The sequence below is a fragment of the Klebsiella sp. WP4-W18-ESBL-05 genome, from assembly GCF_014169075.1.
GTDB lineage: Bacteria > Pseudomonadota > Gammaproteobacteria > Enterobacterales > Enterobacteriaceae > Kluyvera > Kluyvera ascorbata_B.
In genome coordinates, this window is sequence record NZ_AP022057.1 from 1,236,701 (window position 1) to 1,257,548 (window position 20,848).

Sequence of the window (20,848 nt, forward strand, 5' to 3'; positions counted from 1 at the left end):
CATATCTATTGAGGTCGAGATGAAAGCGAATATCCATCCCCATTACCGTACCGTGGTATTCCACGACACCAGTGCCAATGAGTACTTTAAAGTGGGTTCTACCATTAAAACGGAGCGCGAGATTACGCTGGAAGGCGTGACATATCCGTATGTCACCATTGATGTGTCGTCCAAATCGCATCCGTACTACACCGGCAAGCAGAGAAGCGTGTCGGCGGAAGGCAGCGTTGCCCGCTTTACCCAGCGCTTTGGCCGCTTTGTTGATATAAAAAGAGGTGAATGATGCAGGTACTGAACTCGCTGCGCAGCGCAAAACAGCGCCACCCTGACTGCCAGATTGTTAAACGCAAGGGGCGTCTGTACGTCATCTGCAAGTCAAACCCCCGCTTTAAAGCCGTGCAGGGGCGTAAGAAACGCCGCTAACGTAAAGACGCCAGGGACCGGCGTTGCTTGCCGTCGGTGGTAAAGTTATCGGCGGCAAGCCAGGCGCGGAAGGCGCTATCCAGCGCTGGCCACTCGCCGTCAATGATGGAAAACCAGTCGGTATCACGGTTGTGCCCTTTAATCACCAGCGCTTGACGAAAGCGCCCTTCAAACTGGAAGCCTAAGCGCAGCGCCGCCTGGCGCGACGGTTCATTCAGGCTGTTGCACTTCCACTCATAGCGACGATAGCCGAGCGTATCAAAGGCGTAGCGCATCAGCAGCCACTGCGCTTCGGTGGCCGCCGGTGTGCGGCTAAGCCGTGGCGAAAAGTGCACATGGCCGACTTCCACCACGCCATTTTTGGGGTCTATGCGCATCAATGCCAGCGAGCCAACGGGCTGCTGGCTGTGCGCATCTATTACCGCAAAATGCATCGGATCCTGCAGCGTTTCAACGCTGGCGATCCACTGACGATAAGCTTCCGGCGAATCATCCGGCTCGCGCAGTAGCCACGTCCAACTGCGGGTATCCGCGGCCTGCTGATGCGCGGCGAAGAGCGCCTCAGCGTGCTGTTGTTGCAACGGCTCCAGACGACAAAAACGCCCCTCAAGTACCGTACGCTGTGGGTGTGCGCGCGGCTGCCAGTCCGGCAGCGCATCGCCAATTAATTGACCAAATTGATTGAGCTGACTCATAACCTCTCCTTCGGGAAAAAAGCAATGCCCCGAGCGTAGGCGTTTACTGGTTCCATAAAAAGTGCCACCAGGCTATCTTTTGATGGTGCCACAAGGAGCCGCAATGAATATTCCCGACGATCCCTTTTTTGCCCTGCTGTCTACCGCGCTGAGCGCACGCGGCGAGGAAACGCTGCAACGAAGCCTGTACGCTACGCTCAGAGATGCCATCCTGCAGGGGCAGCTGCGCGCAGAGAGCTGGCTGCCCGGATCGCGTACTGTGGCCCTGCGGCTGGGGATTTCACGCAATACCGTCAATGCCGCGCTAGAGCAGCTGGCGATGGAAGGCTACCTGCGCCGCGATCGCCGCGGCTCGCGCGTGGCGCGATTGCCGCAGACGGCGGCCGATGAAGGGCCGGTTGAGGTACCGATCGCGCTCTCGGCACGTCTTTCCGCCCTGCCACAGGTGCTGCCGCGTGATCATCCGCCGCTGTTATTTACGCCCGGTACTCCGGCGATCAACTATTTTCCTTTGCCGCTCTGGCGGCGTCTGCTCGATCGCGTGCTGCGCGAAGAGGGCAGTAGCCTGCTGGGCTATGGTGACTCGGCAGGCGAGTGGCCGCTGCGAACGGCAATTGCCCGCCATCTGGCGCTGTCGCGCGGGATTGACTGCGACGCGCGACAGATAGTCATCACCGAAGGGGCGCTGGAAGGCGTGAATTTGTGCACCCATCTGCTGAGCGAGCCTGGGCAGTCGGCATGGGTTGAAGAGCCTGGCTATTTCGGTGCCAAAAGCGCATTTCTGACCGCCGGGCTAAAGCTGGAGGGGGTGGCGGTGGATCGAGAGGGCATGAAGATTGACGCCGGGTTAGCGCCACCGAGGCTGATTTTTACGTCACCTTCTCACCAGTATCCCACCGGCAGCGTGCTCAGCGCGGCGCGACGTCTGGCGCTGCTGGAATATGCTCGTCAGCACGGTTGCTGGATCGTGGAGGATGATTACGACAGCGAGTTTCGCTTTAGCGGTGAGCCGATTCCCGCGATGCGCGGTATGGCCCCTAACGCGCCGGTGGTCTATCTTGGCACCTTTAGCAAAACCTTATTTCCGTCGCTGCGCCTCGGATTTATGGTGCTACCCTCGATGCTGGTGGAAAGCGCCCAGCCGGCTATCCGTGCGCTGCTGCGCGGCGGTCATCGTGCAGAGCAGCGCGCGCTGGCCTGTTTTATTGAGGAGGGACATTACGCTCGCCATCTGGCGGCGATGCGGCGTTTGTACCGTAAACGGCAGATACAGCTGTGTGAGGTACTGGAACAAGAACTGATCGTGCCGCACGAGTTGATGGCGGGCGAAGGCGGGCTGCATATGACGGTGGCGATTGACGGCATTGATGATGTGACGCTGGTTCGCCAACTGCGCGCACACCAGATGGCGCCCGGTGCGCTGAGTAGCTTTTACCTTAACCGTCAGCACGCGCGTTCAGGGCTGGTACTGGGCTATGGCAATACGTCCGCATCGCAGTTTGCACCGGCGATACGGACGCTACAGCGGCTTATTGCGCCGCTTCGGCGCGGGCGAGAGTGAAAACGTCGTAGAACGACAGTTCGCCTTTGGTGGTGACCATTTTTTGCAGCTGAGTTTTGTACTGACCGTCGACGCGGCTGGAGTGCAGAATTTTTTCAATCAGCTGCGGTGGGACGAAGCGGGTGTTGTACCACTCGCCGTTGTAGCACACGCGGAAATCCAGGACGTCGATATCTTCGTAGCGGTAGCGCGGGTAGACGTCGAAAAAGAAAAAGCCGTTCAACAGCGCGAACAGCAGCCACAGTAGCCAGACGGAGTCGGCCAGCGTCTCTGAGCGCATCATCACCACCAGGGTGGCGAAGAAGGCAAGGTACATGGCGACAAACAGTCCGGGATGGTTGCGGATAAAGCTGATGCTAAAGCGCGGCCGGTTGTCGCGCTTTTCACGGGCGTTCAGTTCATCAATGGTTTGCGTGAGTAATCGCTGGATCTCTGACATCTTTTGCTCGGCAACGTAGGGCGGAATAGCCTATTGTATGTTGCGTTAATCCATGCAAAAAGTAACAGATCGGTTGCAAAAAACCATAACAGTCTGCCGCTGTTATTTTGATAACATTTTAATGATGCGCGCCGGGTTGCCGCCGACAACGGCGTTAGCCGGGACATCTTTGACGACTACCGCGCCTGAAGCGATGACGGCATTATCACCGATGGTCACACCGGGGTTGACGATCGCTCGTCCGCCGATCCATACGTTGTGGCCGATGGTGACCGGTTTGCCGAACTCCACGCCGCTGTTACGTTCGTCGGCATCCAGCGGATGCGTGGCAGTGTAGATATGCACACCCGGCGCCAGCATACAGTTGTCGCCGATGTGAATCGGGCAGACATCCAACATCACACAGTCAAAGTTGGCGTAGAAGTTAGCGCCAAGGTGAATATTGTAGCCATAATCGCAGCGGAAGGTGGGTTCAATATAGGCGCCATCCCCTTTGCCGAGCAGCGTTTTCAGTAACGCTGTGCGTTCGGCTTTTTCATCCGGTGCCGTATGGTTATAACGGTGGATAAGCTGCCTGGCGCGAATCCGGTCCGTTCTTAGCGTTTCATCTCCCGGACGATAGGGTTCGCCGGCAATCATTTTGCGTTTTTCATCACTCATCGGTGCCTCCTGTTAGCGGAGCCACCACCTTAAAAGGTGATACATGATTTGGGAACGTTCCCAGATCATCGCTGTGACGTTATTCACAGAATCTAATCGTATCCAGAGGAGAGTCGCGCACGAAAAAAGAAATTAGCGAATGTACTTCCACACGGTTGAAGGGATCTTATCGTAGAGTTTATTCATGGTCAGTTCAGCCAGACGATGATCGGCCGCTGAGTAAAATACCGCCAGTTCATTGTCGGACAGCTCATATTTATTTTTTTCAATTACGCGTTCGAGCGTGTCAATAGACTGGCAGCGTCGCAGGCGCATCAAATAATCAGTTTTAGTTAGTGGTTTATCAGACATAATTCACCCATTGATTGTAATAATTTTAACAAGAAAGACTGACGGGGTTGGCGCGGCTCGCATTGACAAAACAACGGAAGAGTTTGTTCCCTGACTTCCGCCATTTTTGCAGGTCGACGCTATTAATGCCGTAGTTACTGAATAACATAAAAGTATCATCCAGATATTCGTCAATCTGTGCAATCAGTTTATTATCTTCGTCGTACTTAATTTTATAATTAAGTGCGAACGTTGCTATATGTTCTATCAGCTCATTAAGCTGCAGGTTAACCGCCGAGGTGGGATCGTTCACCCAGCCATGGTTACTCTCTTCGAGCGTGGCAAGACAATCATGATACAGGGTTTCGCAGAGAAACTTAAGCTGTGCGATATCATGTCTTTTTGGTGAGTATTCGTCCATAACGCATCCCCCTGTTCGTAGTACAGACAACGAGTAACAAATACCGGTGCGGGATGGTACTGCTGGCAAACCTGAAACATGCACGTGTTCCCGATCTGTTGTAACTATAATCCACTGCGCAAAAGATTTCATCGCGCTATTACGAAAAATTACAATTAAATCTCAGAGGGTTAAATTTTTTCTGCTCTCACCCATAAGACTGAACATAAAAGCTAACATCTTGTTTCTGCATAGAAACGGCGGGTGAAAAATGCAGGTTTCATAGCTTTGACCGCGGTGATGTGTGGAAAGTTCTTAGGCTTGACTAGGAATAATCCTAAAATCATTGAGTAAATACTCATTAAGAAAATGATGCAAAATAAATTAAAGAAAAATCTTAATTCTAGTATTGGCGTGGTTAAGGCTATTTTTATTATCAAAGGGGAGTAATGATTTCATTTATTAATAAATGATTAAATAGTAATCAATCGATGGCGGCGGGTGATGGCGATATAAAAAAAAGGGCCGCATGTGCGGCCCTTGAGGTAAGACGTTTTTAGTGATGCTCAACCTTGTGGCTGTGCTCAATGTCTTCGTTCTTACGGCTGAAACGACGACGAACCACGACGAAGAACACCGGGACAAAGAAGATAGCCAGCACGGTCGCTGTTACCATCCCGCCCATTACGCCGGTACCTACGGCGTTCTGCGCACCGGAGCCCGCGCCAGAGCTGATAACCAGCGGCATAACGCCGAGGATAAAGGCCAGCGAGGTCATCAGGATAGGACGCAGACGCATACGTACGGCTTCCAGCGTTGCTTCGATAAGCCCTTTACCTTCTTTATCCATCAGGTCTTTGGCGAACTCGACGATCAAGATGGCGTTTTTCGCCGAGAGACCGATGGTGGTCAACAGGCCTACCTGGAAGTACACGTCGTTGGTCAGACCGCGCAGCGTTGCGGCCAGCAGCGCACCGACAACCCCCAGCGGAACCACCAGCATGACCGAGAACGGAATAGACCAGCTCTCATACAGTGCGGCCAGACACAGGAAGACGACGATCAGCGAAATCGCGTACAGGGCAGGGGCCTGGTTGCCGGAGAGGCGTTCCTGATAGGACATGCCCGTCCAGTCGTAGCCGATACCCGCGGGCAGTTTACCCGCCAGCTCTTCCATCAGGCTCATTGCCTCACCGGTACTCTTACCTTCGGCTGCCTGGCCCAGGATTTCCATGGACGGCAGACCGTTGTAACGTTCCAGACGCGGCGAACCGTATTCCCAGCGCGAGCTGGAGAAGGCCGAGAACGGCACCATCTGACCATCGCTGCCGCGAACGTACCACTTACCAATATCTTCTGGCAGCATACGGTATTTCGCTTCGGACATCAGATACACCTTCTTCACACGACCGCGGTCGATGAAGTCGTTGACGTAGCTACCGCCCCAGGCCGTGCCCAGCGTGGTATTGATGTCACTGATAGAAACACCCAGCGCCTGGGCTTTTTCCTGATCGATGTCGATTTTGAACTGCGGCGTATCTTCCAGACCGTTAGGACGCACGCCGGTCAGCACGTCAGGGTGCTGGGCAATCATGCCGAACAGTTGGTTACGCGCCTGCGTCAGTTTTTCGTGACCCAGACCCGCCTGATCAATCAGCTGGAAGTCAAAGCCGGTTGCCGTACCCAGTTCTACAATCGCCGGCAGGTTAAAGGCGAACACCATCGCATCTTTAATCTGCGAGAAGTAGCCCATTGCACGGCCGGTGATCGCTTCCACTTTGTTCTCGGCGCCCGGACGTTGACTCCAGTCCTTCAGCGAGACGAACGCGATACCGGTGTTCTGGCCGCGACCCGCGAAACCGAAGCCGTTTACGGCGAAGACGGACTCAACGTTGTCTTTCTCTTTGGTGAGATAGTAGTTGGTCATCTCATCCAGCACTTTCTGCGTACGTTCCTGGGTCGCACCGGCAGGCAGCTGCGCCATGCTCAGGAATACGCCCTGGTCTTCGTCCGGCAGGAAGGAGCTTGGCAGACGTACAAACAGAAACGCCATGCCGACGACGATGATCAGATACAGCAGCAAATAACGACCGGTGCTGCGCAGAATATTGCCTACGCTATCGGTGTAGTGGTGCGTGCTCTTCTCAAACATCCGGTTGAACCAGCCGAAGAACCCGGTGGTTGCGCCGTGGCTGCCTTTTTCGATTGGCTTCAGCATGGTGGCGCAGAGCGCCGGCGTCAGGATCAACGCAACCAGTACCGACAGCGCCATCGCGGACACGATAGTGATGGAGAACTGGCGATAGATTGCCCCGGTAGAACCGCCGAAGAAGGCCATCGGGATGAACACCGCGGACAGGACCATCGCGATACCAACCAGCGCCCCCTGAATCTGGCCCATTGATTTACGCGTCGCTTCTTTTGGCGGCAGACCTTCTTCCGCCATGACGCGCTCGACGTTCTCTACGACGACGATGGCGTCATCCACCAACAGGCCGATGGCAAGCACCATCCCGAACATGGTCAGCGTGTTTATCGAGAAGCCGAATGCCGCCAGCACCGCAAAGGTCCCGAGCAGTACCACCGGCACCGCGATCGTTGGGATAAGCGTCGCGCGGAAGTTCTGCAGGAACAGATACATCACCAGGAACACCAGAATGATCGCTTCGACCAGCGTTTTCACCACTTCGTGAATTGAGATCTTAACGAACGGGGTGGTGTCATACGGGTAAACGATTTTCATCCCTGACGGGAAGAACGGCTCCATTTTTGCCAGTTCAGCGCGAATGGCGCTCGCGGTGTCCAGGGCGTTGGCGCCGGTCGCCAGTTTAATCCCCAGGCCGGAAGCCGGCTGGCCGTTAAACTTCGCGATAACGTCGTAGCTCTCGCCGCCGAGCTCAATCTTGGCGACGTCGCGCAGGCGAACCTGCGAGCCGTCCTGGTTCACCTTCAGCAGGATGTTGCCAAACTGCTCGGTGTTGGTCAGACGGGTTTGCGCCACGATAGAGGCGTTCAGCTGCTGGCCTTTCACCGGCGGCGTACCGCCTAACTGACCGGCCGCCACCTGGGCGTTCTGTGCTTTCAGCGCGGCGATCACGTCAACCGGCGTCAGCTGGAAGTTGTTCAGTTTGTTCGGGTCCATCCAGATACGCATCGCGTACTGGGAACCAAACAGCTGAACGTCGCCCACGCCGCTGGTACGGCTAATGGCGTCCTTCATGTTCGCTGCCACGTAGTCCGAGATATCGTCCTGGTTCATGGTGCCGTTGGTGTTGATAACACCGACAACCATCAGGAAGCTGCTGGACGCTTTCTCAACGCTAATACCCTGCTGCTGAACTTCTTGCGGCAGCAGTGGAGTGGCCAGCGCGAGTTTGTTCTGCACCTGAACCTGCGCGATATCCGGATCGGTACCGGATTCGAAGGTCAGGGTAATGGTTGCGGTACCGGTGGAGTCGCCGTTGGAGGACATGTACATCAGGTGATCGATACCGTTCATGTTCTGTTCGATAACCTGAGTTACTGTGTTCTGCACCGTTTCGGCGTCAGCACCGGGGTACATGGCCGTGATCGAAATTGCTGGCGGCGCAATCGTCGGATATTGCGCTACCGGCAACTTGAGGATCGATAGCCCCCCTGCCAGCATGATAATGATGGCGATCACCCACGCAAATATGGGGCGATCGATAAAGAAATTAGGCATGTCTTAACGGCTCCTGTTTAAGTTAAGACTTGGTTTGTTCTGACTGAGCAGCGCCCGCTGCGGCTTGCTGTTTGTCGTCAGAAGTGACTTCCTGCGCTTTGACCTGCACGCCCGGTTTCACTTTTTGCAGACCGGTAATAATGACGCGATCGCCATCCTTCAGGCCTTCGGTGACCAGCCATTTGTCGCCAATGGCCTGTGCGGCAACAATCTGGCGGGTTTCGACTTTATCGTCAGCGCCAACAACCAGCGCGCTCGCATCGCCGCGCGGCGTACGGGTCACGCCCTGTTGCGGAACCAGCAGCGCGTTCGGGTTGGTCCCTTCTTCCAGACGTGCGCGAACGAACATGCCCGGCAGCAGCGTATGGTCTGGGTTCGGGAAAATAGCGCGCAGCGTGATAGAACCGGTGGTCTGATCAACGGTCACATCAGAGAACTCTAAGGTGCCGCTCTGCGGATATTTGATGCCGTCATTGGTCACCAGATCCACTTTCGCTTTGCCGTTTTCCTGTTTCAGCTTGCCGTCCGCCAGCTCCTGCTTAAGGCGCAGGAAGTCGTTGCTGGACTGGGTAACGTCAACATAGATAGGGTCCAACTGCTGAACGGTTGCCAGCGCGGTAGCTTGCCCGTTCTGCACCAGCGCGCCCTCGGTAACCGAAGATTTGCCAATGCGCCCGCTGATCGGGGAGGTCACTTTGGTATAAGCCAGGTTGATACGTGCGGTTTCTACCGCCGCTTTGGCAGCGACTACCGCAGCGTTAGCCTGCTGCGCATCGGCAACAGCCGTATCGTAATCCTGTTTGCTGATGTACTGCGTACCCAACAGTTTGGAGTAACGATTCACGGTCAGCTTTGCGATGTTGGCCGCGGCCTGCGCTTTGGCTAAATCACCTTTGGCGCTTTCGTAAGATGCCTGATACGTTGCTGGATCAATCTGATAAAGCGACTCACCGGCGGTGATTTCACCCCCTTCCGTAAAGTTGCGCTTCAGAATAATACCGCTGACCTGCGGGCGTACTTCTGCAATGCGGAAGGCGCTGGTGCGGCCCGGCAGTTCCGTCGTGATTACAAGAGGTTCAGATTTGAGCGTCACGACGCCAACTTCTGGTGCGTGTTGTGCTCCTTGCTGAGCTGGTTTGTCGTCACATCCTGTTAGCGCTAAGCTGCCTGAGAGCATCAGAACGACCGCCAGAGGCGTTAACCCTCTGTTTTTGTTCATATGTAAACCTCGAGTGTCCGATTTCAAATTGATCAATGAAGCAAGCGTCACAAACCCATTGCTGCGCTTGTATTATCGTCATACTATGGTACATACATTCATAAATGTATGTAAATCTAACCCCTGCAATTTCACCGACCTATGGCACGAAAAACCAAAGAACAAGCGCAAGCTACGCGTCAGCACATACTGGATGTCGCCCTACGGTTGTTTTCGCAGCAGGGGGTATCATCTACCTCACTTGCCGAGATTGCAAAAGCGGCCGGGGTGACGCGTGGCGCAATCTACTGGCATTTCAAGGATAAGTCGGATCTCTTTAACGAAATCTGGGTGTTATCAGAGTCCAGTATTAGCGATCTTGAGATTGAGTATCGGGCAAAATTCCCAGGTGATCCACTCTCAGTTTTGAGGGAAATACTGGTTTACATTCTGGAAGCGACCGTTATCGAAGAACGCCGACGCCTGATGACGGAAATTATTTATCACAAATGTGAGTTTGTCGGCGAAATGGCCGTTGTGCAACAGGCACAGCGGAGTTTATGTTTGGAAAGTTACGATCGCATTGAACAGACGTTAAATGACTGTGTCATCGCCGGGGTATTACCGAGCAATCTGCTCAGCCGTCGGGCGGCCATTTTGACCCGCAGCTATATTTCCGGGCTGATGGAAAACTGGCTATTTGCGCCCGACTCCTTTGACCTGCGCGGCGAAGCGCAGGCTTATGTCGCTATCCTGCTCGAAATGTATCAATTTTGCCCAACGCTGCGCGCCGAAACACAGCCTTAATCACGGGCTTATTACCAGGAATAATCCTGGCGTCTCTGACTGTTCGCCTGTACCCAGAAGTGCTATTCTGCGCGGGCGTTTATCCCCGGTTCTTCACCGGCTTTAACAACCACTCACGTTAACATTATGCTGCATAATATCCGCCCACGGGGCACGATTTCCGCATTTATCATTATTGCTGTCTGCTTTCTGTTTACGATGGCCGCGGCGCAGGCGCGCGCGATTAACGGCAATGATATTCCTGACCGCGCCGATGTCCAGGATCAGCTGACCGCCCTCAATAATAAGAAAGACCTGACGCCGCAAGATAAGCTGGTACAACAGGATCTCACGGAAACCCTGCAACTTCTCGATAAAATCGACGCGGTGAAGGCGGAATCGACAGCACTGCAAAAGCAGATCGATCAGGCGCCGATGAAGCTGCGCCAGGCGACCGATAATCTCAACGCCCTGAGCGACGTCGACAATGACGATGAAACGCGCAAGACGCTGAGCACGCTCTCGCTGCGCCAGCTGGAAGCTCGAGTTTCCCAGTCGGTTGACGATCTGCAAAATGCGCAAAACGATCTCGCGACTTACAACAGCCAACTGGTCTCACTACAAACCCAGCCCGAGCGCGTCCAGAACTCGATGAACGCGGCCTCGCAGCAGCTGCTGCAGGTGCGCAACAGCCTCAACGGCAGCACCGTCGGCGATGCGCTGCGCCCCACGGAGCAGGCCAAACTGCTGGTGCAAAAATCGCTGCTGGATGCCGAAATTGAACTGCAGCGTAAGAGCCTTGCGGGGAACACCGTGCTGCAGGATACGCTGCAAAAGCAGCGCGACTATGTGACCGCCTACAGCAACCGTCTTGAACATCAGCTTCAGCTGTTGCAGGAGGCCGTGAGCAGCAAGCGTCTCACGCTATCGGAAAAAACGGCCGCCGAAACCGCCTCGCCGGAAGAGACCGCCCGTATTCAGGGCAATCCGCTGGTGAAGCAGGAGCTGGAAATTAACCACCAGCTAAGTCAGAAACTGATTACCGCCACTGAAAGCGGCAACCAGCTGGTGCAGCAAAATATTAAGGTGAAAACCTGGCTTGACCGCGCCCTGCAGTCTGAACGTAACGTGAAAGAGCAAATTGCCGTACTGAAGGGGAGCCTGCTGCTGTCGCGTATTCTCTACCAGCAGCAGCAGACGCTACCGTCGGCCGACGAGCTGGAGGATATGACCACCCGCATCGCCGACCTGCGTCTTGAGCAGTTTGAGATCAACCAGCAGCGTGATGCCCTGTTCCAGAGCGACGATTTCGTTGCGAAGCTGGAAGAGGGGCACAGCAGCGAAGTCGACAGCGAAGTGCACGACGCGCTGCTGCAAATTGTTGATGCGCGCCGCGAGATGCTCGACCTGATCAACAAGCAGTTGGGTAGCCAACTGATGATGGCCATCAACCTGCAAATTAACCAACAGCAGTTGATGAGCGTATCGAAAAGCCTGAAATCAATCCTTACCCAGCAAATCTTCTGGGTAAACAGCAACAAACCGATGGACTGGGACTGGATTAAATCGTTCCCGGAAGCGCTGAAAGATCAGTTTAAGTCGATGAAAATCACCGTCAACTGGGAGAAAGCGTGGCCTGCGGTGTTTATCGCCTTCCTCGCGGGGCTGCCGCTGTTGCTGATTGCCGGGCTGATACGCTGGCGGCTACAGTGGCTGCGCAATTACCAGGATAAGCTGGGCGACCAGGTGGGTAATCTGCGTAACGATAGCCAGATGCACACGCCAAAGGCCATCTTCATCGATCTTATTCGCGCGCTGCCTGTGGTGCTGCTGATTCTGGCGGTCGGCCTGATCCTGCTGACCATGCAGCTCAATATCAGCGCACTGCTGTGGGCGTTTTCGAAAAAACTGGCCATGTACTGGCTGGTGTTCGGTCTGTGCTGGAAAGTGCTGGAGAAAAACGGCGTGGCCGTGCGGCACTTTAATATGCCAGAGCAGCTCACCAGCCACTGGCGTCGTCAAATTGTGCGTATCAGCCTGGCGCTGCTGCCGCTGCATTTCTGGTCAGTGGTGTCTGAACTTTCGCCGCTGAACCTGATGGACGATGTGCTGGGGCAGTTTGTTATTCTGCTTAACCTGCTGGTGATTACGGCACTGATGTGGCCAATGTGCCGCGAAAGCTGGCGTGACAAAGAGTCGCATAGCCTGCGTCTGATCACCATGACCGTGCTGGCGCTGGTGCCAGTGGGGCTGATGGTGCTGACCGCCACCGGCTACTTCTATACCACCCTGCGTCTGTCCGGTCGTTGGATTGAAACCGTCTACCTGGTTATTTTCTGGAACCTGCTGTACCAGACGGTCCTGCGCGGATTAAGCGTGGCGGCGCGTCGTATCGCCTATCGCCGCGCGGTCGCCCGTCGTCAGAATCTGGTGAAGGAGGGGGCCGAAGGGGCCGAACCGCAGGAAGAACCCGCGATTGCCCTGGAGCAGATCAACCAGCAGACGCTGCGTATCACCATGCTGGTGATGGTGGCGCTGTTTGGCGTGATGTTCTGGGCCATCTGGTCTGACTTAATCACCGTCTTTAGCTACCTCGACAGCATCACCCTGTGGCACTACAACGGCACCGAGGCCGGGGCCAGCGTGGTGAAAAATGTCACCATGGGCAGTTTGCTGTTTGCCATTATCGCTTCAATGGTCGCCTGGGCGTTGATTCGTAACTTACCGGGTCTGCTGGAAGTGCTGGTGCTCTCACGGCTGAATATGCGTCAGGGGGCGTCGTATGCCATCACCACGATCCTGAACTACGTGATTATCGCCGTGGGCGCAATGACCGTATTCGGCTCGTTGGGGGTATCGTGGGATAAACTGCAATGGCTGGCCGCCGCGCTGTCGGTTGGTTTAGGTTTCGGCCTGCAGGAGATTTTCGGTAACTTTGTGTCCGGCCTGATTATTCTGTTCGAACGCCCGGTACGTATTGGCGATACCGTGACCATTGGCACCTTCTCCGGGACGGTTAGCAAGATCCGTATTCGCGCGACCACCATCACCGACTTTGACCGTAAAGAAGTGATCATCCCGAACAAGGCCTTCGTCACCGAACGGCTGATCAACTGGTCTCTGAGCGATACCATCACCCGCGTGGTGATCCGTCTTGGCGTGGCCTACGGATCGGATCTGACCAAGGTGAAAGAGGTGCTGCTCAAAGCGGCGATGGAACATCCGAAAGTGATGCACGATCCGGAGCCTTCGGTGTTCTTTACCGCCTTCGGCGCCAGCACCCTCGATCACGAACTGCGTCTGTACGTACGTGAACTGCGCGATCGCAGCTACACCGTTGACGAACTGAACCGCACAATCGACCGTCTGTGCCGCGAAAACGACATCAACATTGCCTTTAACCAGCTGGAAGTGCACCTGCACAACGAGAAGGGCGATGAAGTGACGGAAGTGAAGCGCGACAGTAAAAATGACGGCAAAGACTTGATTGCTGATTAATCGGTAGGCCGGATAAGCGCTGCGCCATCAGGCGCGCCGCCGTATATTGCCGCATGGCGGCATCGTCTTATCCGGCCTGCGGATCGGGCTAGCTGTTGTTCCCTTGCTGCCTGGCGTTGGCGCTATGGCGCTTCCTCCGGGCGGCTTTTCAGCTTGTTGATGTAATCTTTGCGCACCATCTCCAGCGCGCTGAGCACAATTTCCGGGGCGATATGGTTGCTCTCCAGCAGTTCGATCAAATCGACCGCTAGCTTGACGTCATCGGGCGCATTTTCCAGCGACATAGCTTCTCCTCTAGCGCGCGATACGCGCCAGTATTCGTTCAATTTCCTCGAGCGCCTGGCGGCAGCGGGTAAGGCGACCGTCAAAGGCAGTGATTTCGCGCGCCAGACGCTGCTGATCCTCAAGCGTTGTAGCCTGCTGATATTGCTGCTGGCGCTGCTGCTTCATCTCCAGCAGGCGACGTTCAAACTCCTGCGTTTCCAGCCTTTTACGCTGCCAGCGGCGCAGGCCGGGTGAGGGGCTATCCCACATGCGCAGTGACCAGGCTTCGCTCTCGCGGCTGATGGCCTCAATTTGCGCCGCCAGGCGTTCGGCGAGCCAGGCGACCTGCGGCAGCTGCTGCCGATCAACGGCGTGCTTAAGCTCCTCAAAATGCGCTTGGGCTTCATCGAGGTAGGCCTGCATTCTGGTGCTGCGCGTCTGGAAAAGCTGGCGGTCAAAGCGCGCGCTCAGCGTGGCGTGCGCAGCAAGGGGCGCAATGCGCGTCTGAAGCCGCGCAAGCTGTTGTTCCAGCGTTTGTAAAAGCAGGGCCGTTTTCACCGGATTCTCCGTTTTCTTGTTATCGGCTATGCTACAGTAGCAGACTCATTTGATAACGATTCGCATTATGCAGCGTACTATTTTAATCATTATTGGCTGGCTGGCGGTAGCCCTCGGCACCATCGGGGTGGTTCTGCCGCTGCTGCCGACGACGCCATTTATTCTGCTGGCTGCCTGGTGCTTTGCGCGCTCGTCGCCGCGCTTCCATCACTGGCTGCTTTATCGCTCCTGGTTTGGCGGCTACCTGCGCCACTGGCAGCGCTATAAGGCGATGCCGCCGGGGGCCAAACCGCGCGCCATCGCGGTGATTTTGCTGACGTTTGGCGTTTCTCTGTGGCTGGTGGAGATGACGTGGGTGCGCGTGCTGCTGCTGATGATCCTCGCCGGGTTGCTGGTTTTTCTTTGGCGAATCCCGGTGGTTGATGCAGAACAACAAAAGTCATGAAGCGCATTAATGGTGTTGCATTTCTGCGAGCTAGCCAGTAAATTCTGGCGTTTTCGAGCACAGGCGCGCCTGGTTAAAAGTTATCCAATTGTTGCTTTTAACCCATTTTGCTCGCCTTGAGTAACACTGTTTCAATCAGGCACAAACCTATGACCGCAACTGCACAGCAGCTTGAATATCTGAAAAACAGCATCCAGAGCATCCAGGATTATCCGAAACCTGGCATTCTTTTCCGCGATGTCACCAGCTTACTGGAAGACCCGAAAGCCTACGCGCTCAGCATTGAATTGCTGGTTGAGAAATACAAAGACGCCGGTATTACCAAAGTGGTAGGTACCGAAGCGCGTGGTTTCCTGTTTGGTGCACCTGTTGCGCTGGCAATGGGCGTAGGTTTTGTCCCGGTGCGCAAACCGCGCAAGCTGCCGCGCGAAACGATCGCCGAAAGCTATGAACTGGAGTACGGCACCGATCAGCTGGAAATCCACGTTGATGCAATCAAACCGGGCGACAAAGTTCTGGTGGTTGACGATCTGCTGGCTACCGGCGGGACTATCGAAGCGACGGTTAAATTGATCCGCCGTCTGGGTGGCGAAGTGCACGATGCGGCCTTCATCATCAACCTGTTCGATCTGGGCGGCGAACAGCGCCTGGAAAAACAGGGTATCACCAGCTACAGTCTGGTGAATTTCCCGGGTCACTAAGCATTTCCCGATACATGGCCTCGCCGATCCGGCGGGGCTGTGGTAGCATTACCCCCTCGTGAATCCACCTTCCAGCGTTTCAGAGCCTGCCAATGAGTTATCAGGTCTTAGCCCGAAAATGGCGCCCACAAACCTTTGCTGACGTCGTCGGCCAGGAACATGTGCTGACCGCACTGGCGAACGGCTTATCGTTAGGGCGCATTCATCACGCATATCTCTTTTCCGGCACCCGTGGCGTCGGGAAAACCTCTATCGCCCGTTTGCTGGCGAAGGGGCTGAACTGCGAAACCGGCATTACCGCCACGCCGTGCGGCGTGTGTGATAACTGCCGCGAAATTGAACAGGGGCGTTTCGTCGACTTAATTGAGATCGATGCCGCCTCGCGAACCAAAGTTGAAGATACCCGCGACCTGCTGGATAACGTCCAGTACGCGCCCGCGCGCGGCCGCTTTAAGGTGTATCTCATCGATGAAGTGCACATGCTCTCCCGCCACAGCTTCAACGCGCTGTTGAAGACGCTGGAGGAGCCGCCTGCGCACGTCAAATTCCTGCTGGCGACGACCGATCCGCAAAAGCTGCCGGTGACTATTCTGTCGCGCTGCCTGCAGTTCCACCTGAAGGCGCTGGACGTTGAGCAGATTCGTCATCAGCTTGAACATATCCTCGATGAAGAGCATATCGCCCACGAGCCTCGCGCCCTGCAGCTGCTGGCGCGTGCGGCGGATGGCAGCCTGCGTGACGCCTTAAGCCTCACCGATCAGGCGATTGCCAGCGGCGAAGGCCAGCTAACGACCGTCTCCGTCAGTGAGATGCTCGGTACCCTGGACGACGACCAGGCGCTGTCACTCATTGAAGCGCTGGTGGCCGCCGACGGCGAGCGGACGATGGCGCTGGTCAACGAGGCCGCGCTGCGAGGCGTTGACTGGGAGGCGCTGCTGGTTGAAATGCAGAGCCTGCTGCACCGTATCGCGATGGTTCAGCTGTCGCCTGCGGCACTGGGTAGCGATATGGCGGCCATTGAACAGCGGATGCGCAACCTGGCGCGCACCGTGCCGCCGACCGACGTGCAGCTGTACTACCAGACGCTACTGATTGGTCGCAAAGAGCTGCCGTACGCGCCGGACAGGCGTATGGGCATTGAAATGACTCTGCTTCGCGCGCTGGCGTTCCATCCGAACGCGCCGCTGCCGGAGCCGGAAAGGCCGCAGCAGTCCTTTGCGCCTGCCGCTACGCCGGTTACGCAACCGTCAGCGCCGATGCCTGCTTCTGCGCCAATGACGCCGCCGCCTGCTGCTCCGCTTCCTGATTCAACGAATCAGGTGCTGGCTGCGCGCCGTCAGCTGCAACAGCAGCAGGGCAATCCGGGAGCAACCACCCCAAAAAAGAGTGAACCGGCAGCCGCTTCCCGCGCGCGGCCGGTGAATAACGCCGCGCTGGAAAGACTGGCTTCGGTGACCGATCGCGTTCAGGCGCGCCCGGCACCGTCCGCGTTGACCCAACCGGCGGCGAAGAAAGAGGCTTACCGCTGGAAAGCCACCACGCCGGTTGCAGAGGTGAAAAAAGAGGAAGTCGCCACGCCGAAGGCGCTGAAGAAAGCGCTGGAGCATGAGAAGACGCCTGAGCTGGCGGCTAAGCTTGCGGCGGAGTCTTTAGAACGCGACCCGTGGGCAGCGGAGGTGAGCCAGATGGCGCTGCCGAAGCTCGTCGAACAGGTGGCGCTCAACGCGTGGAAGGAACACAACGGCAACGCGGTATGCCTGCACCTGCGCCCGACTCAGCGACACCTTAATTCGCCCGGCGCCAGGCAGAAGCTTGCCGAAGCGATGAGCACTTTATACGGTGTGCCTGTTGAATTGACCATCGTGGAAGATGATAATCCGGCGGTGCGTACGCCGCTGGAGTGGCGGCAGGCTATTTATGAAGAGAAACTCGCGCAGGCGCGCGAGTCGATCATCGCGGATAATAATATTCAGACCCTGCGTCGATTCTTCGATGCCGATCTGGATGAAGAGAGTATTCGCCCCATTTGACCGCAAGCGATGCTGACGGTCGTTATTTTTTAACGTGACCTACTGAGAGAGAAGCCTATGTTTGGTAAAGGCGGTCTGGGTAATCTGATGAAACAGGCCCAGCAGATGCAAGACAAAATGCAGAAAATGCAGGAAGAAATCGCCCAGCTGGAAGTCACCGGCGAATCTGGCGCAGGTCTGGTCAAAGTGACCATCAACGGCGCGCATAACTGCCGTCGCGTTGAAATCGACCCAAGCCTGCTGGAAGACGACAAAGAGATGCTGGAAGATCTCGTCGCTGCGGCGTTCAATGATGCGGCACGCCGTATTGATGAAACCCAGAAAGAGAAAATGGCCTCTGTATCCTCCGGAATGCAGCTGCCGCCAGGCTTCAAGATGCCGTTCTGATGCAAACCAGTCCGCTGTTAACTCAGCTGATGGAAGCGCTGCGCTGCCTGCCGGGCGTTGGCCCGAAGTCAGCGCAGCGCATGGCGTTTACCCTGCTGCAGCGCGATCGCAGCGGGGGAATGCGCCTGGCGCAGTCCTTAACGCGTGCGATGTCGGAAATCGGCCACTGCGCTGATTGCCGCACCTTCACCGAACAGGACGTGTGCAATATCTGTGCGAACCCGCGTCGCCAGGAAAACGGCCAAATCTGCGTGGTGGAGAGTCCGGCAGACATTTACGCCATTGAGCAGACCGGGCAGTTCTCCGGCCGCTACTTCGTGCTGATGGGCCACCTGTCGCCGCTCGACGGCATCGGCCCGGACGATATCGGCCTCGATCGTCTGGAGCAACGTCTGGAAACGGAGCAGCTCACGGAAATCATTCTCGCCACCAACCCCACGGTGGAAGGGGAAGCCACGGCCAACTATATTGCCGAGCTGTGCGCGCAGTATGGCGTTGATGCTAGCCGTATCGCCCACGGCGTGCCGGTTGGCGGCGAGCTGGAGATGGTTGACGGCACCACACTGTCGCACTCGCTGGCCGGGCGCCATAAGATTCGTTTTTAATCAAACGAGAGCAGGATTTTCTGCTCTCGCTTGAAATTCTCGCTACCCATCCCCATTTTCCTCTCATCGCTTTTTTTACCTTGTAATCACCATTGAGGTATTTTGCAATGAAAGGACAAGAAACACGTGGCTTTCAGTCAGAAGTAAAACAGCTTCTGCACCTGATGATCCATTCTCTGTATTCCAATAAAGAAATTTTCCTGCGTGAGCTTATCTCTAACGCTTCAGATGCTGCCGACAAGCTGCGCTTCCGCGCGCTGTCCAACCCGGATCTGTATGAGGGCGACGGCGAACTGCGCGTGCGCGTCTCCTTCGATAAAGATAAGCGTACGTTGACCATCGCCGATAACGGCGTGGGCATGAACCGCGACGAAGTGATTGACCACCTGGGGACTATCGCAAAATCCGGCACCAAAGCCTTCCTCGAGTCCATGGGCTCCGACCAGGCGAAAGACAGCCAGCTTATCGGCCAGTTCGGCGTCGGCTTCTACTCGGCGTTTATCGTCGCGGATAAAGTCACCGTGCGCACCCGTGCGGCGGGCGATAAGCCGGAAAACGGCGTGTTCTGGGAATCTGCCGGTGAAGGTGAATACACCGTCGCGGACATCACCAAAGAAGACCGCGGCACCGAAATTACTCTGCACCTGCGTGAAGACGAAAGCGAGTTCCTCGACGACTGGCGCGTGCGTTCAATTATCAGCAAATATTCCGACCATATCGCGCTGCCGGTAGAAATTGAAAAATCTGAAGAGAAAGACGGTGAAACCGTTGTCTCCTGGGAGAAAATCAACAAAGCGCAGGCGCTGTGGACGCGTAATAAAGCTGAGCTTAACGACGACGAATACAAAGAGTTCTACAAGCATATCGCCCACGACTTTACCGATCCGCTGACCTGGAGCCACAACCGTGTGGAAGGGAAGCAGGAGTACACCAGCCTGCTGTATATCCCGTCGCAGGCGCCGTGGGATATGTGGAACCGCGATCATAAACACGGCCTGAAGCTGTACGTGCAGCGCGTCTTTATCATGGACGATGCCGAACAGTTTATGCCGAACTACCTGCGCTTCGTGCGCGGCCTGATAGACTCCAACGATCTGCCGCTGAACGTTTCACGTGAGATCCTGCAAGACAGCACCGTCACCCGAAATCTGCGCAACGCGCTGACCAAACGCGTGCTGCAAATGCTGGAAAAACTGGCGAAAGACGATGCCGAGAAATACCTGACCTTCTGGAAACAGTTTGGCCTGGTACTGAAAGAAGGCCCGGCGGAAGATCACGGTAATCAGGAAGCGATTGCCAAACTGCTGCGCTTTGCTTCTACCCATACCGACTCTTCCGAGCAGAGCGTGTCGCTGGCCGACTACGTCTCGCGTATGAAAGAAGGGCAGGAGAAAATCTACTACATCACCGCCGACAGCTACGCCGCGGCGAAAAGCAGCCCGCACCTGGAGCTGCTGCGTAAGAAAGGCATCGAAGTGCTGCTGCTTTCTGACCGCATCGATGAGTGGATGATGAACTACCTGACCGAGTTCGACGGCAAACCGTTCCAGTCAGTGGCGAAAGCCGACGAGTCTATCGACAAACTGGCGGATGAAGTCGACGAAAGCGCGAAGGAAGCGGAAAAAGCGCTGACGCCGTTCGTTGAACGCGTGAAAACCCTGCTGGGTGATCGCGTGAAAGAAGTGCGTTTGACCCATCGTCTGACCGACACGCCGGCGATTGTCACTACCGATGCTGACGAAATGAGCACCCAGATGGCGAAACTGTTCGCCGCGGCGGGCCAGGCTGCGCCGGAAGTGAAATACATCTTTGAACTGAACCCGGATCACGTACTGGTGAAACGCACTGCCGATACCCAGGACGACGAGCAGTTTAAAGAGTGGGTTGAGCTGCTGCTTGACCAGGCGCTGTTCGCCGAGCGCGGTACGCTGGAAGATCCTAACCAGTTTATCCGCCGTATGAACCAGCTGCTGGTGTCCTGATAGCCATAATGTAATGCCGGATGGCGCTAACGCTTATCCGGCCTACAGCTTCTCATCGATCGTAGGCCGGATAAGGTGTTTACACCGCCATCCGGCATTTTCTCTCCTTATTATCAATTTTCCCACCGTTAACCGTTTCAGCGTAGCCCGCTTCCTTGAGCCAATGCCGCGTTGGTGGTATCT

20 protein-coding genes and 1 other annotated feature are annotated in these 20,848 nt (G+C 55.9%); of the genes, 11 read left to right on the forward strand and 9 right to left on the reverse strand.

What is annotated here, in order from left to right; genetic code table 11:
* The first annotated feature begins 19 nt into the window (after positions 1-19).
* Complete coding sequence (locus H7R58_RS05905; protein WP_106927932.1) at positions 20-283, forward strand: type B 50S ribosomal protein L31; 264 nt, start codon at positions 20-22, stop codon at positions 281-283.
* Positions 283-423, forward strand: coding sequence for a type B 50S ribosomal protein L36 (gene ykgO, locus H7R58_RS05910; RefSeq protein WP_003859006.1), 141 nt, complete (start codon positions 283-285; stop codon positions 421-423). Before H7R58_RS05905 ends, ykgO begins: the two co-directional genes overlap by 1 nt.
* Here the strand turns inward: ykgO and H7R58_RS05915 are convergent.
* Positions 420-1,118: a GNAT family N-acetyltransferase gene (locus tag H7R58_RS05915; protein WP_106927930.1), complete on the reverse strand. Its 699-nt coding sequence runs from the start codon at positions 1,116-1,118 to the stop codon at positions 420-422. The two genes, ykgO and H7R58_RS05915, sit on opposite strands and share 4 nt — an antisense overlap.
* A gap of 103 nt (positions 1,119-1,221) precedes the next feature.
* Here H7R58_RS05915 and H7R58_RS05920 point away from each other — a divergent pair, with 103 nt between their 5' ends.
* Entirely contained in the window at positions 1,222-2,679 is a 1,458-nt protein-coding gene (locus H7R58_RS05920) for a MocR-like pyridoxine biosynthesis transcription factor PdxR (protein ID WP_106927928.1), read from the forward strand.
* Here the strand turns inward: H7R58_RS05920 and H7R58_RS05925 are convergent.
* The 6 genes from H7R58_RS05925 to acrA form a co-directional block, all read right to left on the reverse strand.
* Positions 2,648-3,118: a YlaC family protein gene (locus H7R58_RS05925; protein ID WP_106927926.1), complete on the reverse strand. Its 471-nt coding sequence runs from the start codon at positions 3,116-3,118 to the stop codon at positions 2,648-2,650. The genes H7R58_RS05920 and H7R58_RS05925 overlap by 32 nt on opposite strands.
* A 102-nt stretch (positions 3,119-3,220) precedes the next feature.
* Positions 3,221-3,778: a maltose O-acetyltransferase gene (maa, locus tag H7R58_RS05930; RefSeq protein ID WP_106927924.1), complete on the reverse strand. Its 558-nt coding sequence runs from the start codon at positions 3,776-3,778 to the stop codon at positions 3,221-3,223.
* 132 nt (positions 3,779-3,910) lie between these two features.
* Positions 3,911-4,129 (reverse strand): HHA domain-containing protein, encoded by a 219-nt coding sequence (locus H7R58_RS05935; protein WP_064547995.1) that lies wholly within the window; start codon positions 4,127-4,129, stop codon positions 3,911-3,913.
* Between the two features lie 25 nt (positions 4,130-4,154).
* Positions 4,155-4,529, reverse strand: a complete 375-nt coding sequence (tomB, locus tag H7R58_RS05940) for an Hha toxicity modulator TomB (RefSeq protein WP_106927922.1) — start codon at positions 4,527-4,529, stop codon at positions 4,155-4,157.
* Between the two features lie 535 nt (positions 4,530-5,064).
* Positions 5,065-8,211 carry a multidrug efflux RND transporter permease subunit AcrB gene (gene acrB / locus H7R58_RS05945; protein WP_182929375.1) on the reverse strand — a complete coding sequence of 1,049 codons (3,147 nt, stop codon included), beginning with the start codon at positions 8,209-8,211 and terminating at the stop codon, positions 5,065-5,067.
* A gap of 22 nt (positions 8,212-8,233) precedes the next feature.
* On the reverse strand, positions 8,234-9,430 hold the full coding sequence (gene acrA / locus H7R58_RS05950; protein WP_106930570.1) for a multidrug efflux RND transporter periplasmic adaptor subunit AcrA: 1,197 nt from the start codon (positions 9,428-9,430) through the stop codon (positions 8,234-8,236).
* A 141-nt stretch (positions 9,431-9,571) separates the two neighbouring features.
* On the opposite strand from acrA, the gene acrR reads away from it, so the two are divergent.
* On the forward strand, positions 9,572-10,216 hold the full coding sequence (acrR, locus tag H7R58_RS05955) for a multidrug efflux transporter transcriptional repressor AcrR (protein ID WP_182934674.1): 645 nt from the start codon (positions 9,572-9,574) through the stop codon (positions 10,214-10,216).
* 126 nt (positions 10,217-10,342) lie between these two features.
* Positions 10,343-13,693 carry a mechanosensitive channel MscK gene (gene mscK / locus H7R58_RS05960; protein WP_106930566.1) on the forward strand — a complete coding sequence of 1,117 codons (3,351 nt, stop codon included), beginning with the start codon at positions 10,343-10,345 and terminating at the stop codon, positions 13,691-13,693.
* 122 nt (positions 13,694-13,815) lie between these two features.
* Here mscK and rsmS read toward each other — a convergent pair whose 3' ends face one another.
* Positions 13,816-13,977: a pleiotropic regulatory protein RsmS gene (gene rsmS / locus H7R58_RS05965; RefSeq protein WP_182929373.1), complete on the reverse strand. Its 162-nt coding sequence runs from the start codon at positions 13,975-13,977 to the stop codon at positions 13,816-13,818.
* Positions 13,978-13,987: 10 nt separating this feature from the next.
* Positions 13,988-14,515 (reverse strand): primosomal replication protein N'', encoded by a 528-nt coding sequence (gene priC, locus H7R58_RS05970; protein ID WP_106930562.1) that lies wholly within the window; start codon positions 14,513-14,515, stop codon positions 13,988-13,990.
* Positions 14,516-14,582: 67 nt separating this feature from the next.
* Between priC and H7R58_RS05975 the strand changes: the two genes are divergently transcribed.
* The 6 genes from H7R58_RS05975 to htpG all read left to right on the forward strand — a co-directional run bounded on the left by H7R58_RS05975 (position 14,583) and on the right by htpG (position 20,665).
* Complete coding sequence (locus tag H7R58_RS05975; RefSeq protein ID WP_106930560.1) at positions 14,583-14,960, forward strand: DUF454 family protein; 378 nt, start codon at positions 14,583-14,585, stop codon at positions 14,958-14,960.
* Between the two features lie 149 nt (positions 14,961-15,109).
* A complete protein-coding gene (apt, locus tag H7R58_RS05980) occupies positions 15,110-15,661 on the forward strand; it encodes an adenine phosphoribosyltransferase (protein WP_052283817.1) in 552 nt (183 codons plus the stop codon).
* A gap of 92 nt (positions 15,662-15,753) precedes the next feature.
* Positions 15,754-17,691: a DNA polymerase III subunit gamma/tau gene (gene dnaX, locus H7R58_RS05985; protein ID WP_182929372.1), complete on the forward strand. Its 1,938-nt coding sequence runs from the start codon at positions 15,754-15,756 to the stop codon at positions 17,689-17,691.
* Positions 17,021-17,085 (forward strand) — a sequence feature (DnaX frameshifting element). It overlaps the preceding gene by 65 nt.
* A gap of 57 nt (positions 17,692-17,748) precedes the next feature.
* Positions 17,749-18,078 (forward strand): YbaB/EbfC family nucleoid-associated protein, encoded by a 330-nt coding sequence (locus H7R58_RS05990; protein WP_064548013.1) that lies wholly within the window; start codon positions 17,749-17,751, stop codon positions 18,076-18,078.
* Positions 18,078-18,683 (forward strand): recombination mediator RecR, encoded by a 606-nt coding sequence (gene recR / locus H7R58_RS05995; RefSeq protein WP_106930556.1) that lies wholly within the window; start codon positions 18,078-18,080, stop codon positions 18,681-18,683. The genes H7R58_RS05990 and recR overlap by 1 nt, the downstream gene beginning before the upstream one ends.
* Before the next feature lie 107 nt (positions 18,684-18,790).
* Entirely contained in the window at positions 18,791-20,665 is a 1,875-nt protein-coding gene (gene htpG, locus H7R58_RS06000; protein WP_182929371.1) for a molecular chaperone HtpG, read from the forward strand.
* Positions 20,666-20,848: the final 183 nt, after the last annotated feature.